Source organism: Micromonospora sp. NPDC050795, from assembly GCF_044456785.1.
Classification (GTDB): Bacteria; Actinomycetota; Actinomycetes; order Mycobacteriales; family Micromonosporaceae; genus Micromonospora.
Genome location: NZ_JBITGE010000031.1, coordinates 1 through 16,632, shown reverse-complemented (window position 1 = coordinate 16,632; position 16,632 = coordinate 1). Strand labels below are relative to the sequence as shown.

At 70.8% G+C, this 16,632-nt stretch carries 16 protein-coding genes; 8 read left to right on the top strand and 8 right to left on the bottom strand.

What is annotated here, in order from left to right; all coding sequences use genetic code 11:
• The first annotated feature begins 189 nt into the window (after positions 1-189).
• Together ACIBEF_RS24470 and ACIBEF_RS24465 are read left to right on the top strand one after the other, a co-directional pair.
• Positions 190-792, top strand: a complete 603-nt coding sequence (locus ACIBEF_RS24470; RefSeq protein ID WP_396795475.1) for a TMEM175 family protein — start codon at positions 190-192, stop codon at positions 790-792.
• Between the two features lie 14 nt (positions 793-806).
• Positions 807-1,250, top strand: coding sequence for a DUF5990 family protein (locus tag ACIBEF_RS24465; protein WP_396795474.1), 444 nt, complete (start codon positions 807-809; stop codon positions 1,248-1,250).
• 6 nt (positions 1,251-1,256) lie between these two features.
• Here ACIBEF_RS24465 and ACIBEF_RS24460 read toward each other — a convergent pair whose 3' ends face one another.
• Together ACIBEF_RS24460 and ACIBEF_RS24455 are read right to left on the bottom strand one after the other, a co-directional pair.
• Positions 1,257-2,348 carry a winged helix DNA-binding domain-containing protein gene (locus tag ACIBEF_RS24460; RefSeq protein WP_396795473.1) on the bottom strand — a complete coding sequence of 364 codons (1,092 nt, stop codon included), beginning with the start codon at positions 2,346-2,348 and terminating at the stop codon, positions 1,257-1,259.
• 9 nt (positions 2,349-2,357) lie between these two features.
• Positions 2,358-3,545 (bottom strand): DUF418 domain-containing protein, encoded by a 1,188-nt coding sequence (locus ACIBEF_RS24455; protein WP_396795471.1) that lies wholly within the window; start codon positions 3,543-3,545, stop codon positions 2,358-2,360.
• A gap of 186 nt (positions 3,546-3,731) precedes the next feature.
• On the opposite strand from ACIBEF_RS24455, the gene ACIBEF_RS24450 reads away from it, so the two are divergent.
• Positions 3,732-4,391, top strand: coding sequence for a hypothetical protein (locus ACIBEF_RS24450; RefSeq protein WP_396795469.1), 660 nt, complete (start codon positions 3,732-3,734; stop codon positions 4,389-4,391).
• A gap of 5 nt (positions 4,392-4,396) precedes the next feature.
• Here the strand turns inward: ACIBEF_RS24450 and ACIBEF_RS24445 are convergent, their stop codons facing one another.
• Positions 4,397-5,113: a carbonic anhydrase gene (locus ACIBEF_RS24445; RefSeq protein ID WP_396795468.1), complete on the bottom strand. Its 717-nt coding sequence runs from the start codon at positions 5,111-5,113 to the stop codon at positions 4,397-4,399.
• Between the two features lie 193 nt (positions 5,114-5,306).
• Here ACIBEF_RS24445 and ACIBEF_RS24440 point away from each other — a divergent pair, with 193 nt between their 5' ends.
• Entirely contained in the window at positions 5,307-5,786 is a 480-nt protein-coding gene (locus ACIBEF_RS24440) for a hypothetical protein (RefSeq protein ID WP_396795467.1), read from the top strand.
• A gap of 82 nt (positions 5,787-5,868) precedes the next feature.
• Here ACIBEF_RS24440 and ACIBEF_RS24435 read toward each other — a convergent pair whose 3' ends face one another.
• Both ACIBEF_RS24435 and ACIBEF_RS24430 read right to left on the bottom strand, forming a co-directional pair.
• Complete coding sequence (locus tag ACIBEF_RS24435) at positions 5,869-7,383, bottom strand: DUF1996 domain-containing protein (RefSeq protein ID WP_396795466.1); 1,515 nt, start codon at positions 7,381-7,383, stop codon at positions 5,869-5,871.
• A 248-nt stretch (positions 7,384-7,631) separates the two neighbouring features.
• On the bottom strand, positions 7,632-8,642 hold the full coding sequence (locus ACIBEF_RS24430; RefSeq protein WP_396795465.1) for a saccharopine dehydrogenase NADP-binding domain-containing protein: 1,011 nt from the start codon (positions 8,640-8,642) through the stop codon (positions 7,632-7,634).
• A gap of 94 nt (positions 8,643-8,736) precedes the next feature.
• Between ACIBEF_RS24430 and ACIBEF_RS24425 the strand changes: the two genes are divergently transcribed.
• Positions 8,737-9,690: a helix-turn-helix domain-containing protein gene (locus ACIBEF_RS24425; protein WP_396795464.1), complete on the top strand. Its 954-nt coding sequence runs from the start codon at positions 8,737-8,739 to the stop codon at positions 9,688-9,690.
• A 37-nt stretch (positions 9,691-9,727) separates the two neighbouring features.
• On the opposite strand, the gene ACIBEF_RS24420 is transcribed toward ACIBEF_RS24425, so the two are convergent.
• The 3 genes from ACIBEF_RS24420 to ACIBEF_RS24410 all read right to left on the bottom strand — a co-directional run bounded on the left by ACIBEF_RS24420 (position 9,728) and on the right by ACIBEF_RS24410 (position 13,301).
• Complete coding sequence (locus tag ACIBEF_RS24420; protein WP_396795463.1) at positions 9,728-11,788, bottom strand: glycogen debranching N-terminal domain-containing protein; 2,061 nt, start codon at positions 11,786-11,788, stop codon at positions 9,728-9,730.
• A complete protein-coding gene (locus ACIBEF_RS24415) occupies positions 11,785-12,153 on the bottom strand; it encodes an SCP2 sterol-binding domain-containing protein (protein WP_396795462.1) in 369 nt (122 codons plus the stop codon). The genes ACIBEF_RS24420 and ACIBEF_RS24415 overlap by 4 nt, the downstream gene beginning before the upstream one ends.
• Before the next feature lie 137 nt (positions 12,154-12,290).
• Positions 12,291-13,301 carry a carboxypeptidase regulatory-like domain-containing protein gene (locus ACIBEF_RS24410; RefSeq protein WP_396795461.1) on the bottom strand — a complete coding sequence of 337 codons (1,011 nt, stop codon included), beginning with the start codon at positions 13,299-13,301 and terminating at the stop codon, positions 12,291-12,293.
• Positions 13,302-13,542: 241 nt separating this feature from the next.
• Between ACIBEF_RS24410 and ACIBEF_RS24405 the strand changes: the two genes are divergently transcribed.
• The 3 genes from ACIBEF_RS24405 (at position 13,543) to ACIBEF_RS24395 (ending at position 16,537) form a co-directional block, all read left to right on the top strand.
• Positions 13,543-14,493: an SRPBCC family protein gene (locus ACIBEF_RS24405; protein WP_396795460.1), complete on the top strand. Its 951-nt coding sequence runs from the start codon at positions 13,543-13,545 to the stop codon at positions 14,491-14,493.
• 29 nt (positions 14,494-14,522) lie between these two features.
• Complete coding sequence (locus tag ACIBEF_RS24400) at positions 14,523-15,695, top strand: zinc-dependent alcohol dehydrogenase (protein ID WP_396795459.1); 1,173 nt, start codon at positions 14,523-14,525, stop codon at positions 15,693-15,695.
• Positions 15,696-15,982: 287 nt separating this feature from the next.
• Positions 15,983-16,537: a GNAT family N-acetyltransferase gene (locus tag ACIBEF_RS24395; protein ID WP_396795458.1), complete on the top strand. Its 555-nt coding sequence runs from the start codon at positions 15,983-15,985 to the stop codon at positions 16,535-16,537.
• The last annotated feature ends 95 nt before the right edge of the window (positions 16,538-16,632 follow it).

The following is a 16,632-nucleotide window of genomic DNA, read 5'->3' as shown; positions in this document are numbered from 1 at the left end:
TGCCCGCTCTGGCCACCGCCCTGATCGACAACCTGCCGAACTCCGACGTAGTCGCGTACCGGTGAAGCATGCAGGCTGCCTGCGCAGGACGGCCGTCAGCCCTCCCTATCACGAAAGCTGACGTACTGCATAATTCTGTACGTGCCTCCCAAAAGGGAAACTTCACGGCTCACCCGTAGCCCGGGTCGGTTGCTGACCTTCAGCGACGGTGTCTTCGCGATCGCCGTGACGCTCCTCGTGCTGGAGATCCAACCGCCCCACGACTTCGGGCGCCTCGTCCAGGGGCTCGGTGCACTGTGGCCGTCGTACCTGGCGTACACGTTGAGCTTCCTGCTCATCGGGCAGGTGTGGGTGAATCACCACGTCATGTTCGACCGTGTCCGGCACGTCGACCGAGGGGTCCTGTTCCTCAACACGTTGCTCCTGATGGTCATCGCGTTCCTGCCGTTCTCCACGTCACTGCTGGCCGACGCTCTGCGCGCGGAGCAGGGGCTGCGTGCGTCGGTCGTCGTCTACGGCGGCACACTGTGGACGGCAGCGGCTCTCTTCAACATCGTGTGGGCGCACCTTCGGCGGGCCAGACTGCTGGACCCCGGCCTCGGTCCCGTCGGTGCGCGGGCCATCGGTCGCCGGTTCGCGCTCGCGCTGGTCTGGATCGGCTCCGGCATCCTCGTCGGCGCGTTCGTGCCGATCGCCGGCGTCGCCATCATCGCCGGGTTCCTGCCCGCCTACTACCTGCCCATCCGCGGCGAGTACGGCGAGGACGACACCGCTGGGCAACCGGCCGACTAACTAGAGTCGGTGCCATGCGGATCCGGATCGACGGCAGCGATCTCCCAGGTCAGCGTCCCGGTGCGGAGGCCGATGCGCTGCGGCGGGGCAACGTACACGTAGGGGTTCAGCGCAAGGCTGAGGTGGTCGACCAGGTGCCGGCCGACGCGGCCGACGCCACCTGGTCCTTCGAGGTGTCCAGCCGTGAGGTCGACGGCGCGCTCGACGTCGGTGGCCCCTGGGTGCACGGCCGCCCCGGGGCGCGGTTTCTCTATCTGAGCTGGGGCGCGGTGACCCCGGACGGCTTCGCCATGTTCCGACGAGCGAAGTTGATGTTCACCGACGTGCCGACCGAGCTGCTGCGCGCCGCCCACGAGGGCAACGGGACGCTGGTCGGCCGGGTCGGGTTGACCGATGCCGCCGGTGAGCCCGTCTGCGCTCGGTTGCACCCGCCCGCCATCGCGTGGACGGTGGAGTGAGAGGCCCTAGCTGCCGAAGTCGACGCCGCTGAGGGAGACGGAGCGGTACGCGGCGAGGCGTTCGGCCTGCACGGTGATGGCCTTACGCGTGGCGTCCGACAACCGGTGCCACGGCTGGACGGCGACGGTGAACGTCCTGCCGGACTTGCGGGGCCGCCAGGTGCCCACCAGCTCGCCGTCGACCAGGACGGCGCCGGGGCGACCCAGCACCGGCCACAGCTCCTTGGCGTGGGTGGCGTCCGGCACCAGCGTCGCCCGGTCCTTGGCCTGGAGGAACAGGTCGAACGGGCCGAGCAGTCGGGTGACACTGCCGTCGGCGGATTCCAACGCCTCCTCGTCGGCGGCCAGGAGTGAGCGCACCTCGCCGTCGACCGTCACCTCGATCACATCCTCGGGCCAGTGCGCCTTCACGTCCTTCACGGGGGAGTCGAGGTAGTCGGCGACCTGCTTCGGGGTGGCCGGACCGAGCAGGCGAAGATAGGCGCGGACGAGGTCGAAGCGTTCACCCGCGGTGGCCGCTCTCCTGAACCCGGTGATGCGCCGCAGGACCGGGGGTGAGGTGTCGAGCTGCAACTCCACTCCGGCCCGCACGGCGGCGAGCCGGAACGGCATCTCGTAGAGGTGCGTGGCGTCGCACGGCCGGCAGAACCGCAGATAAGGTTCGGGCAGCATGGTGGCCAGGCGACCGGAGACGTCCCCCTTGACCGTGGGCGTGCTGACGATGACACGCATCCGGTCGGCGATCTCGTCGAGGGCCGCGAGGGTGTCGATGCCGGCGGCCTTCAACGGTTTCGCGGCGTCGTAGATGCGCTTGCCCGCGTCGGCCGAGGAGTTGGGCGCGACCGCCGCCGCCACCTCTGCAACGTCGACCCGGCGATAGAGGTGGGGAGCGCCCCGCACCGTCCACAGCAGGACCAGGTCGGTGTCGGACATCGCGGTCACGTCGACCCCGCGTACCGCCAGCGCCCACCGCGCGCCGTCTGGACCCGTGTTCTGCACCCCGAGATCCAGGACTGCGGTGTCGGCGATCGTGCCTTCGTCGCGGTCGAGCTGCTGGGCCCGGACCCGGAAGTTCATCACCTGGTGCCGATCGACCATGTGAGCACCCTAGTTGGGGCGGTGCGCCCGGTGGGTCCAGGCGCGCAGCGCCCATTCGACGGGACCGTACCGGAATCGCCGTAGCCACCACGCGCTGACCAGCAGTTGCCCCGCGAAGATCACCAGTGCGATCAGCAGTGTCTGTGCCGGCGAGGTGCGGCCGACCAGGCCCCACCCGAGGCCGGTGAAGACGAGCACGCACACCAGCGACTGGGCCAGGTAGTTGGTCAGGGCCATCCGCCCGGCGGGCGCGAACGCGTGCGCGAGGCGCGGCCGCCGCGTGAACAGGCGCAGCAGGGTCGCGGCGTAGGCGGCGGCCAGGAACGGCGCGGTGACGATGCTGACCATCAGTCCGGTCAGGTTCGCGGTGGAACCACCGACCGCGAACACGACGGCGCCGGCCAGACCGATGGGGTACCCCACCTTCTCGCACCGGCGCAGCAGGTCCTGGTGGGCAGGCAGGGTGGCGAGGAGCCGCTGCTTGCCGGCGGCGAGGCCGACGAGGAACGCCGCGAACGCCAGCGGCCCCTGCACGGCGAGGCCGCCGATCATCGCCGGCATCGACCGAAGGTGCTCCAGGACGACATCGTCGAAGCCGCCGCCCAGAGCCAGCGTGGAACGCGCACCGGCGCTGAGCGCGACGGCCTCGTCCGGAACCAGTGTGGCACCGAGGACCGCGGCGACCCCGACCACCACGGCGATGCCGCCGATGATGGTCGCCGCCGCGATCAGCGCGGTGCGGGGCTCGATCCGCCGGGCCGCGAGCAGCACGAGACCGAGCAGTGCGTACGTGGTGAGGATGTCACCGTGGAACAGCAGCACCGCGTGCAGTACGCCGAGAACGAACAACCCGGAGAGCCGGCGCAGGAACGCCGGGCGGAACGCCGCTCCGCGCCGTGCCGCGGAGTCGAGTTGCAGAGTGAAGCTGTAACCGAACAGGAAGGCGAACAGCAGGTAGGCCTTCATCGCGAAGAACAGCTCCACCGCGCCGGCGATCAGCACGTCCACCGCGCCGTGCGTCGGGTCGTCGACCAGGTGGAAGTCGTAGCCGGAGCTGAAGAACGCGATGTTCACCAGCAGGATGAGCAGCAGCGCGCATCCGCGTAGTGCGTCCACGACGGTGATGCGGGCGCGGGTGTCCCCGGGCGAGGGCTGTAGGTGGCCGTCGCCCGGTGGGTCGAGCCGGGTCACATTCATGGTGTCCAGCCTCCGGAGCGCGGTCCGCTGCCGGGAAGTGCTTTCGTCACGCGCACCGTTGTGGCGAAAAGGCGCCATCCCTACGGCGGGGGAGACGAGTCCCTCCGCACGGCGATCCGCTCGCCGCGCCGTTCGGCGACGGTGATCTCGGATGTGCCAACGCCCGCCGCAGATGGAGACGACGCCGTGACTCGAACGCCGCGCACGAACGCCACGCCCGCCCCGCCACCGCCGCCGTCCTGGGCCCGCCGGGCCGGGCACGTGGCGTGGATGGCCCCCGTGCTGGGGTTCATCCCACTGCACGTGCCATGGATCCTCGGCATCCCACTGTTCGCCCATCCCGGTCCGTTCCGCGAGTGGTACCGCGGTCGTGGGCCCGGGGTGGGGGACCACCCGGTCGACGGTTTCCTGGGCCTGCCGCCCGGCGCGTTCTACCTGGGCCTGCTGTGCGTCCTCGCCGGGCTCGGCGGCGTACTGGCGCTGGGGCTCATCAAGGACTGGGGTGTGGTCTTCCCCCGGTGGGTGCCATGGCTGCGCGGACGTCGGGTGCCACAGTGGTTGCCGCTGACGCCGACGGTGCTGGGCTCCGCCCTGATGATCGGCTACTCGGCGACCCTGCCCTGGCAGTTCGCGGCGGACCTGAGAGAGCCCGGCGCGGAGGACATCTTCACCCCGACCGGCGTCCTGATCGGTCTCCCGCTCCTGTTGGTCTGGACGATCGCGTTGCCGCTGGCCGGATGGTCCTACTACCGCCGTACCCGTCGGCCGCGACGCGACCGGCGGCGCTGGTCGGCGGCAGTGGATGAGCGACCAGCGTCGCCGTCCGGGTGGCCCAGGATCGGATGACGGCTTCAGGCCACCAGGGAAACCCGCCCGTTGTCCAGGTCGTAGCGGGCGCCCACCACCCGCAGCGTGCCCTCGTGCACCTTCTCGGCGATGATGGTGCTGCGTGCGCTGAGCGCCTCCACCTGGGCGGCGATGTTGGCGCGCACCCCGTTCTCCATGGGGTCGCCGGGCTGGTTCAGCACCGGCTCGACGATCGGGCGCAGGGCGTCCACGATGGTGCCGATGTGCCCGGGCGCCGTACCGCCGGTGTGGATGGCGTCGATGGTGGCGGTGATCGCGCCGCAGCGTTCGTGGCCGAGGACGACGATCAGCAGGCTGCCGACCTCCTCCACGGCGAACTCGACGCTGCCGAGCAGCAGGTCGTCGACGATGTTGCCGGCCACCCGGTTGTCGAACAGGTCGCCCAGCCCCTGGTCGGAGAGCACCTCGGCGGCCACCCGGGAGTCCGCGCAGCCGACGGTGATGGCGAACGGGTGCTGGCCGGCGGCGAGCCGGTGCAGGTCGGACAGGCCCTGGTGCGGGTGCCGGCCGCGGCCTGAGGTGAACCGCCGGTTGCCGGCCTGTAGCCGACGCAGCGCCTCCGCCGGCGTGTCGATGGGGCTTTCCGCTGGCGCGGCGGAGGCGGCGGACGGGCTGGCTACGGCCGCGCCGAGCGCCACGGCGGCGGCGCCACCGGCGGTCAGCAGCGAACGGCGGGACAGGTGGGAACGTGCCACGGTCATCTCCCTGAGGTGAGGCAGCCGCCTCCTCCCTACCAGCTTCCGTCCACATTGGTGGTTACCGGGTGGTGACCAGTGGGCGACGGTGACATCGCCGCCGACAGCACACGGAGTGGCGGACCGCCGAGCGAATTGATCATCGTTTGGACTTCGGCTATCGTCCGCGTCCGTGAAATCTTCCCGTCTTGCTTCCGCCATGTTGATCCTTGCCGTTTCGACGACCCTCGCCGCCTGTGGCGACGCCGACAAGGCGACGACCGCCGGATCCACCACGCCCGCTGCCACCTCCGCAGCCCCGTCCGCGGTGGCCACCTCCGCGGCCGCCACGGCGGCCCCGTCAGCCGCGGCGGGCGCCGCGAGCGACAAGGAACTCTGCGAGGCGGCGAAGAAGGTCAGCGACGAGATGAAGGCCGAGCTGGTGAAGGTCGCCACGACCGGCCAAGACTCCCCGGCGGACTACCAGAAGATCCTGAACGACCTGGACAAGAAGATCGCCGCGGTCGCCTCGACCGGCGACGGCAAGGTGGCCACGGCTCTGCGGGCGTTCGGCGCGGAGGCGGCCAAGGCCGCGGCTGCGGCGGACCCGGCGACCGCCGCTGACAACCCGGCCTTCGAGAAGGCCGGCAAGGACATCTCCGCCGCGTGCAAGGCGGCGGGATTCACGCTGGTCATCTGACCCTCGTGACCGGGTCGCACCGGGTGCGGTGACGGACGGCCCCCACGCCGCAGCGTGGGGGCCGTCGCAATGCGGGCGGTGGTCAGCCGCCGGCGAACGTCGTGTCGACGCCGCACTTGGCGTTCTGGTTGAGGCAGGACTTCACCAGGTCGCCGAGACGCTCCGGTTCCCAGGCGTTCATGAAGTCGCCGTGCATGGATGACGGCTTGCCGGAGGAGAGGCTGAGGCCGTCACCGCCCAGCGACTCGTAGTTGACCATGAAGGAGAGATCCGGAACGGCAACCGGGTACTTGCCGGTGCAGACGCCGTTCACCGGGTCGCCCATGTGCGACTTGTGATCGGGTGAGTCGATGTTCTTGCCGTCCCAGCAGTCCTTGAACACGAGCTGGAAGATCAGGTTGCCGCCGGGGGCGCACTTCGGCCAGTTGCCGTCGGCGCTGCGGCCGATCTCGGCGCTACCCGCGCACCAGAACTGGTTGCTACCGGCGTTCTTCGGGGTGTCCACCTGCCGCTTGGCGTCACCTTCGACCACCCTCAGTCCCGGCGGGAAGGGCTTGACGGTCGACGGGTCCTTGACCCGCGAACCGTAGTAGATGCGCATGCTCTTGATCGGCACCGCCTTGCCGTCCTTGCGCAGCTCCGGGGTCCAGTAGGCGCTCTTGTCCCCGGGGGCGTTGCAGGTGTTCGCCGCGTCGAACAACGTGTCCGTCGTGGTGAAGGCGTCGATCTTCGGGCCGAAGAAGGTGTGCATGTGCGAGGCGCCAGCGAGACCAGGCAGGACGATCGGATCGTCCGGGGCCGAGTTCGCGACGCCGCAGTCGGTGTGGAATTCCGGCACCCGGGTGGTGCCCGGCGGCACCGCCTTCGGCTTCATGGCGTTGAAGGCGGCCAGTTCCTTGCTCCACTGTGCCTGGTCGACGGGCACCCAACCGCCGGCCGGTGGGCTCGGTGGGACCGAGGTCGACGGGGACGCGGACGCGGACGCGGTGGAGCTCGGCGTCGCCGAAGGGGCGGCCGATGTGCTCGGCGTGGCCGACGCGCTGGGCGACGTGCCCTTCGCGGGGCCGAACGTGAACCAGTTCAGGTTCACGAAGTCCGACTTCGAGGCGCTCTTCATGACCGCGAAGACGGTCTGCGCGCCGGACGGCACGGCCGACGCCTTCGCGGTGACGGTCGTCCACTTCTGCCAACCGCCGGTCTGGGCGATCGGGAAGCCGGCCAGCAGCGGACCGTCCTGCGCGCCGAGGCGCAACTCGACGGTGCCGCCGGCGGCGTTGTGCGAGGCGACCCGGGCCGTCAGGTCGACGCCCGTCACCGACACGCCGTCGAAGCGCAGCCAGTCGCCGCTGGCCAGCCAGCCAACGTTACGGCCGCCGTCGGCGTCGCCAGTGCCCTCGGTCTGCGCCCCGGACTGTGCCGCGAAGGCCTCCGCCTGCACCCGGCCGGGCACGGCGACCTCTTCGGCCTGGGCGCCGGCGATGTAGATGCCGCTGCCGGCCAGCGCGGCGGCCACCGCGGAGGCGAGCGTGATGCGAGTGAGGCGACGACGCTTTCGCGCCCGATCCGGCGGTGCGACGTGCGCGGGGGGAGTCCGCATTACCAGTGGTTTCCTTCGAGTCGACGGTGAAGCTCTGTCGGAAGGAGTATGTGCACGTCAGGGGCCTGCATCAACTCGCGGGAAAAGAATTAAGGAGACCGGTCGATAAGCGCCCTGGCTGCCGGCGCGACGGCTCAGGATGACAATTTTTCACTCGTCCAGACTTAAGTTTCCTTTAAGTCCTGCCGCCCGGTTGTGGTGCGATGATTACGAATTTCGAGTAACGAATTGTGGGCGAATTCTCGGTCTCAGCCGCTGATCGGTTCGACGCGGATGGCCGGCGACAGCGCGCGCAGGAAGTCGGGCGCGTCGAACATCTCGCCGGCGGAGGCGACGCCGCTGGTCCTCGTCCGACCATCGAGGACGCGCCCGACCGCTTCCACGGCCAGGGGCGCGCTGACGGCGTAGATGTCCCGGCCACTGGCCACGACACGGCGGCGCTCGTCGCCGCGACGCACGATGACGTCGACCGTGAACGTCTGCGCGGACCGGCCCTGCCCGTCGACCGCGACCGGTGCCGCCGCGGCGGTCAGGTCGCTGGCGGCGTCGACGGTCATGTAGGTGCGGACCTCGGGGATGACCAGGTGACGGGGGATGGTGACGACGTCGGCCATGCTGAACTCTCCGAGGACGCTGCGGCGACCCAGCGGCGCGGGGAAGTCCCAGTCCATCCTCGGCAGGTCCCCGCCGGACTGGTACTCCAACCGGCCGCCGGTGTAGCGGACCCGGCGGCCGGCGCGGCGCTCGCGGGAGACGACGCCCGCGGCGACCGTCCCGGCCGTCGGGTGCCAGCTACTCAGTCCGTACGCGACGTGCGCCTCGTCGGCCGACGTCCAGACGCCCATCGCCGTCGTCGCGAGCAGGTCACCGAGCCCGCCGAAGAAGGCCATCGCCGGGACCACCGCGACACCGGCGGCCCGGGCGCGCTCGGTGAAGTGGGTGAACGTGTCGAGGTTGGCCTCGATCTCGGCCGCCACGTCGACGTACGGGATCCCGGCGCGCAGCGCGGCCTCGATCACACCGGCGGCGGTCGACGCGAACGGACCCGCGCAGTTGATGACCGCGTCCACACCGGCCAGTGCCGCGTCGAGCGAGGCCGGATCGTCGACCGACGCCACCCGGTAGCCGAGCCCGAACGCCGCCAGCCGGCGCGGGTCACGGCCCACCGGCAGGGCACCGAACCCGCGCTCACTCAGCTCCGCCATCACGAACCGTCCGGTGTGCCCGTACGCCCCGAACACCGCCACGCTGTAACCCATCGCTGCCCCCTTGGAAGATCGTCTGGGCTCAGCCTCCCGCAGTGTCCAGTGGCCGACCAGTGTCGGGAACGCCAACCCTCGTACAGTTTCGGACATGACCCATGTCGCGATCGCCGCCACCGACGGGATGCTGCACTTCGAGCTGGCCCTTGCCTGCGAGGTCTTCGCCCACGACCCCTCCGGCCTGGCCGATCCCTGGTACGACGTGGCGATCTGCGGTCCCGGCCCGGTCCGGGTCGGCCGCTTCCTGCTGGCGCCCGACGACGGGTTGGAACGCCTCGCCCGCGCCGACACCGTGATCATCCCGTCGGTCGAGGACGTCGACGCGGACGTACCCCCCGACCTGCTCGACGCGGTCCGCGCCGCCCACCTGGCGGGCGCCCGGATGGTCTCGCTGTGCACCGGCGCGTTCGTGCTGGCCGCCGCCGGGGTGCTCGACGGGCAACGGGCCACCACCCACTGGGCCCACACCCAGGCGCTGGCCGCCCGCTATCCCCGGGTCCGCGTCGACCCGGACGTGCTCTACGTCGACAACGGTGCCGTGCTCGCCTCCGCCGGGAAGGCCGCCGCGATCGACCTGTGCCTGCACCTGATCCGCCGCGACCACGGCTCGATCGTCGCCAACGCCGTCGCCCGCCGCCTGGTCGTGCCACCGCACCGCGCCGGTGGTCAGGCCCAGTACGTCACCACCCCCGTGCCCGCCCGTGACGACCACCCGTTGGCCACTCTGCTGCCCTGGGCCCTGGCCCGCCTGGACCGGCCGCTGACCGTCGAGGACCTGGCCCGGCAGGCCAACATGAGCTCACGCAACCTGGCCCGCCACTTCCGGTCGGCCACCGGCACGACCCCACTTCTGTGGCTGTCGACGCAGCGGATCCGCCGTGCCCAGGAGTTGCTGGAGAACACCGACGACAGCATCGAGGCCGTCGCCGAGGCGGCCGGCGTGGGCACCGCCGCGACACTGCGTCGACACTTCCACCGCACCGTCGGAGTGCCCCCGGACGCGTACCGGCGCACCTTCCGGGCCACCAGGTCCGCCGACGGCTGAGTTCTGACCGGGTACGCGCGGACGGCGTCGCTCCTCGTCAGCCGACCGTGCCGCTGTCCGGGCGTTGGCGGGCGAACGCGTCGCGTTTGCCCCAACGACCGGGGATGTCCAGCAGCGCGATCCGCCCGAACGCGGACGGCAGCGCCGGGTCCACGGCCAGGTGGTCGTCGTGCGGGTTGATCCCGAGCATGGTGCGGATCAGCAGCATGCAGGCCCCACTGGACCACGCCTGCGGGCTACCCGCGGTCGGATACCGGATCGGGAACCGGGTGGTGTCCCGGTCGAACCCGCCGAACGCCTCGGGCAGACGACCCTCGAAGTAGGTGGCGGCGGAGAGGATGCCCTCGGCGATGCGGGCCGCCTCGTTGCTGAACCCGTATCGGCGCAGACCCCAGGCGATGAACGAGTTGTCGAACGGCCACACCGTGCCGTTGTGGTATCCGAGCGGGTTGTAGCGGCGTTGCCCCTCGGCGAACGTCCGCACCCCCCAACCGGAGAAGAGGGCCGGACCCATCAGGTGCTCGACCACCCGGGCAGCCCGCTCCGGTGGCACGATGCCGCTCCACAACAGGTGCCCGATGTTGGACGACAGGCTGTCCACGGGAGTGCCGTCGTGGTCGAGTGCGAGGGCGTAGAAGCCGCGGTCCTCAAGCCAGAAGTCCCGGTTGAACCGTTCGTACAGGGCTGCCGCCTCGCTCTCCAGCCGCTCGGCGTAGGCAGTGTCGCCCCAGAAGGTGCGGGCCAGTCGCGCCCCCCGGATCTTCGCGTCGTAGGCGTACCCCTGGGTTTCGCAGGTGGCCCTCGGGAAGCCCGGCAGTCGGCCGTCGGCATAGGAGATGCTGTCCCAGGAGTCCTTCCAGCACTGGTTGTCCAGGCCCGTGACGCGGTTGCGTCGCTGGTACCAGACGTAGCCGGTGGAGGTGAGGTCCGCGTACAGGTCGATCCAGGCCAGGGCCGCGCGGGCTTCCTGCTCCAGCTCCATCACCAGCGCGGTGTCGCCGCTCCACCGCTCGTACTCGTCGAGCAGCACCACGAACAGCGGCGTGGCGTCCACCGTGCCGTAGTAGGGCGAGTGCGGCTGCTCCTCGAACGCGGCCGACTCCCCGTAGCGCAGCTCATGCAGGATCCGGCCCGGGTCCTCCTCCAGGACATCATCGGTCCGGACGCCCTGCAACGACGCGAGAATGCGCAGCGTCGGTGGGGTCAGCGACGGGGTGACGGGCAGGGTCTGCAGGCAGGTCAACAGGCTGTCACGGCCGAACAGGGTCATGAACCAGGGCAACCCGGCCGCGGGTACGCTCGCGCCGCCGAGCGAGAGCGGAGCGAAGCGCACCGCCGCCAGGTCCAACAGGCTGCGGTGGTAGACCTGCTGGAGGCCGACACTCTCGGTGTCCAGGGTCGGGGCCGCCGCGACCCAGGCCCGCACGCTCGCGGGCAGGGTGGATTCGTCCGGCCGTTGGGCGCGCAGGGCGGAGCGCAGGTCGACGCCGTCCGGACGCAACGCCAGCATGACGGCCTGCAACCGGGTCGACCACTGCTGCTCAGGGCGCAGCCGGACCGTGAAGCGGAGGCCGCCCGGGTCGAACTCCGCGGGCTCACTCGCCGACACGACGACCTCACGGCGGTAGGTGCCGCGCCGGTAGCCCAGGCGCAACTCGTTCGGGCCGACGTGCGTGTAGTACGCGCCGCTCTTGGCGCCGGAGTCGAACTTGATCTCGAAGATGTCGGCGAAGTCGGCGGCCACCTCCAGACGTACGTCGAGCGTCATGTCCTGCTCGCCGTAATTGAAGATCGTCAGCGACTCGGTGAGGTCCGGGCCGATGCGCCTGCGCCGAATGGCCGACACGTCGGCCTCCACGTAGTCCACCGCCGCGCCCGGCACCGCGAAGAACGTGACCTCGAAGTACTGGCTGTCGTCGACCGACAGCGCTGTCATGCACTCGCCGTTGACGGTGAGCCTCCAGCGGGACAGGAAGCGTGTGTCAGCGGCGAAGAGGCCCACCGGGGTGCTCGGGGACGACTGCACGTCGCCGCTGGCGTCGGACACCATGAAGGTGTTCCCGTCGATGCACGCCACGGTGCCCGCGATGTCCCTCATCGGTCACGTCCCACTGTCGGATCCTCGCGCTGAGGCCGCCCAGGCTCTCGCGGAAACAGTCGCCCGAGGCGCAACGCCAGGGCGAGATCGCCGTCGACCATGATCTCGCCCCGGGTGAGCGCCGCCAGCCCGTTCACCTCGCCCCGCGCCATCGCGTCCGCGAGCTGCGCCGACACCCGGATCACAGTGGTGGCGGGGGCAGCGCTTCGGGTCACCCGCATCCGGCCATGATCGATGTTCAGCATCCACTGCTCAAGGTTGCCGTCGTCGCCGATGTCGAATCGCACGCTGCCAGAGACCTTGCTGAACCGTGGATCCTGGCCAGCGACCGTCAACCGCTCGAAGAAGGCGCTGGTCTCCGACATCCCACCTCCTCGGACGCTGGTCAGAGCGAATGCCGGCTACCCGCTGCCGCGCACTCCTAACGCCGGAGGTGCCCCCTCCTCGACCACTCCCACCCGCGGGCGCGGGATAAGGTTCCGGCGGCCGGCCAGAATCCGGGTCAGTCGAGGTTGAAGTCCACCACGACCGGCGTCCGTCGGACCCGCACGGGGGTCGCGGCGTTGAAGCCGGCTGCGTCGCGGTGCCAGACCGGCGGGACGTACGCGCAGTCGCAGCGCAGCTTCACCCGCTGCCCGGGGAGCAGCCGCAGGGCGTAACCGCTGCCCACGTCCGCCACGCCGGCCAGGTCCCCGGTCGCCGCGTCGAACGCGATGACCTGGGCGTAGGTGGCCAGCTCGTCAACCACTACCGCTCCGCCCAGCGGTATGCCGGCGGGCAGCGCCTGGTTCAGGATCGCCGTCTGGTGCGCGCGGACCTGCACCGGCCGTGCCTGCTGCCGACCGCCCACCCCACCGGACCACACGGTCGCCAGCCCGTAGGCGGCGAACTGCACCGGCCAGTGGTACGGCCCGAGGCCGGTGATCGTGTAGCGGCCGTCCTCGTCGGTGGTCGGGCCGTGGTCGTCGTACTTGGGATGCGGCACGTACGGCACGACCATGACCAGGGCGCGGTTGACCGGTGCGCCGGTCGCCGCGTCGGTCACCACTCCGACGATGGTGCCCGGCGGGTCGAGCCGGACGGTCGGCGCCTCGGTCACCGCGCCGGCCCGGACCTGGACCACCTGTGCCCGCTCACGGTCGCCGGTGCCGCCGTGCCGGCCCACCCACTGCCAGCCGTGCGTCGTCGTGTCGTAGGGGCGCACCAGCAGCCGGTACTTCCCCGGGGCGACGTCCCCGGTCACCAGGACGCCCTGCTCGTCAGCGCACCCCCCGTACCGTCCGTGCTGGTCCTCGCCGAGGGTGACCGCCGCCAACGCCGCGGCGTCCACCGGCACGAGCGCGGCGCAGGCCCGGGGGACCGGGACGCCGGTGGCCGCGTCGCGCACCACGGTGCGGACGCCGCCGAGCGCGGACGACCCGGGGGTACGCGCGGCGGCCGGCGCGGCGGCTTCGACGACGAGCAGGGCGACGGCGATGGTCGCGGTCAGGTGGCGCAGGGTTGTACGGCTCACTGGCGTGGTCCTTCCGGTGTCGCGGCGACGGTGAGCAGACGGTAACGGTCGGTATCTGATCTATATCGGTCAATGTCGCGATGCTGACTGAGCGAGACGCGCAACTCGCCCGTGCGCCGCGCATGCCGCGATATGCCTGAATCCGACACAGAGGTCACGGGTACCGCATAGCGTCACGGGGGCGGGACCCCGCCGCCCCCGCCGGCGGACCGGCGGCGACGCCCACCGGAAGGAACCGGACGTGAGTCGTGTCGACACTGTGCTCCTGCCGGAGCTGGACGGGCCGGTGCCGGCGACGCTGCCGAGCGCGCTCGGCCTGCTGAGCCTGGCCCTGGGAGTGGGCGCGCTCGTCGCGCCCGGACCCGTCGCGCGACTGACCGGGGTGGACGACTCCCCGGCCGCGCGGCCCGTGCTGGCGGCCATCGGCCTGAGGGAGTTGGGCAGCGCCGCGGGTCTGCTCAGCGGCCGCCGCCCCGCCGGCTGGGCCTGGAGCCGGGTGGTCGGCGACGCCATGGACCTCACACTGCTCGGGCGGGCCCTCGCCGACCGCGGCGGTGAACGCCGCCGCCGCGTCGCGCTGACCACCCTCGCCATTGCCGGCATCACCGCCGTCGACGCGCTCGCCGCCATCCGTATCGGCCAGGCGCGACGGGCCCGCGCGCGGGTGATCCGGATGGAGATCGCGGTGACGGTGAACCGGTCACCCGCCGAGGCGTACCGGTTCTGGCGGGACATGGAGAACCTGCCCCGGTTCATGGCACACCTGGAGTCCGTCCGTGCCGACGACCTGCGCCGCTCGCACTGGATCGCCCGTGGTCCGGCCGGGCACCGCGTCGAGTGGGACGCCGAGATCATCGACGACCAGCCGAACAAGTCGATCACCTGGCGGTCGCTGCCAGGAACCCGGGTGCCCAACGCCGGCCGGGTCCGGTTCGTGCCCGCACCGGGCGACCGGGGGACCGAGGTGCGGGTGGAGCTGCGCTACGCGCCACCGGCCGGCGCGCTCGGCCGAGCGGTGGCGAAGCTCTTCGGCGAGGAACCCGAGCAGCAGGTCCGCGACGACCTGCGCCGGTTCAAGCAGGTGCTGGAGACCGGCGAGGTCGTCCGCTCCGACGGCAGCCCCAACGGCATCTCCGTACGCCAACAGGCCATGCAGCGACCCGCCCAGCCGCTGCCCGCGTCCCGCCGCTGACCGCCCGAGCTCTCCGAAAGGGACCGCTGATGAAGGCCACCGCCTGGATGGGCACCGACAGTGTCAAGGTCATCGACGTACCCGACCCGAAGATCATGAACTCTCGGGACGCGATCGTCCGGATCAGCACCACCGCGATCTGCGGCTCCGACCTGCACCTCTACCACGGCTACATCCCCGCGATGCGCAAGGGCGACATCCTCGGCCACGAGTTCATGGGCGAGGTGGTGGAGGTGGGCCCACAGGTCCGTAACCTCGCCCCCGGCGACCGGGTGGTGGTGCCCTTCCCGATCGCCTGCGGGCACTGCTCGTCCTGCCAGCGGGGCCTCTACTCGGTCTGCGAGAACTCCAACCCGAACGCCGGCATCGCCGAGAAGATCATGGGGCACTCGCCGGCCGGCATCTTCGGCTACTCGCACCTGCTCGGCGGCTACGCCGGTGGCCAGGCCGAGTACGCGCGGGTGCCGCTCGCCGACGTCGGCCCGGTCAAGGTGCCCGACGAGATCAGCGACGACCAGGCGGTCATGCTGGCCGACGTGTTCCCGACCGGCTACATGGGCGCCGAGATGTGCGACATCAAACCCGGGCAGGTCATCGCCGTCTGGGGTGCCGGGCCGGTCGGGCTGCTCGCCGCGGCCAGCGCCCGGCTGCTCGGCGCGGAGCGGGTGATCGTCGTCGACCGGTTCCCGTACCGGCTGCGGCTGGCCGAGGAGCACATCGACGCCGAGACGATCAACTATGAGGACGTCGATGTCCTGGACACCCTCAACGAGATGACCGCCGGCCGGGGCCCCGACGCGTGCATCGACGCGGTGGGCCTGGAGGGCCACCACGGCAACGCCGCCATGTACGCGTACGACCGGGCCAAACAGGCCGCGCGTGTCGAGACGGAACGACCGTTCGCGCTCCGGCAGGCGATCCTCGCCTGCCGCTCCGGCGGGGTGGTCTCGGTCGTCGGCGCGTACGGCGGTTTCGTCGACAAGTTCCCGATGGGCGCGTTCATGAACCGCTCGCTGGTCATGCGGACCGGTCAGTGCCACGTCCAGCGCTACACCCGGCCGCTCCTGGAGCGCATCCAGCGCGGCGACATCGACCCGAGCTTCATCGTCAGCCACCGGATGCCGCTGCGTGACGCACCGAAGGGCTACAAGATCTTCCAAAAGACGCAGGACGACTGCACGAAGGTGCTGCTCAAGGTCTGACCGGTGGCCAGATCTGCCGGCGGGGAGGTTCTTCGCGCGCTGTCCTTTGGAGCTGATGTCGCAAACGATTCAAGACGGCCGGCGTGGCTGTCTCTGCCGGAGAGTCCAGCGGCTGGCCCGAGGTGAGCTGTGCGGGGTGGGCGGAGGTGATGTCGTCAACTATTCAGCTCCAAAGGAGCCGACCAGAACCTCGGCTGTCAACGCCGGTCGCTCTGCACGCGCGGCGCAGAACCCGCACTCGACTCTGCGTCAGCTAGCGTGTCGCCATGGAAAGTGACGATCTGTCGATGTCTGTCTCGGCCGATCTCACTGTCCGGCTACGGCCGGTTGCCGAGCCCGACCTGGCGATGTTCCGGCGGTTCCGCACCGAGCCGGGCCTGATCGGTCTGGACTGGGCCGGCTTCAGCGACGCCGGGGCGCCGGCACGGCGGTTCGCCGTCGACGGCTACCTCGGCGAGGACGACGGACGGCTCGTCGTGGAGGTCGAGCAGGAGCAGGCCGCAGCCGGCATCGTCAGCTACACCGCTGGACGTTACGCCGGACGGGCGTCGTACTGGGAGATCGGCATCGTCCTGCTGCCGCAGTGGCGGGGGAGAGGCATCGGCTGGCGCGCCCAGGCGTTGCTCTGCGACTACCTCTTCCACCACAGTCCGGCCCAGCGCATCCAGGCCGGCACGCACCCCGAGAACGTCGCCGAGCAACGAGCGTTGGAGAAGGCCGGCTTCCAGCTCGAGGGCGTCGTGCGGGCCAGCGAGTTTCGGGCCGGCCAGTGGCGCGACGGCTATCTGTACAGCCGGTTGCGCGACGATCCGTCCCCTTGGGACCAGACGCCGCAGATCTGAGCCCTAGACGAGTAAGTCCGAAGTTGGTTCAGTGGTCGTAGGCGATCAGGGATCTCGTCACGGGCTGGCCGGTGGTCCGGTTGTGCCAGATCGCG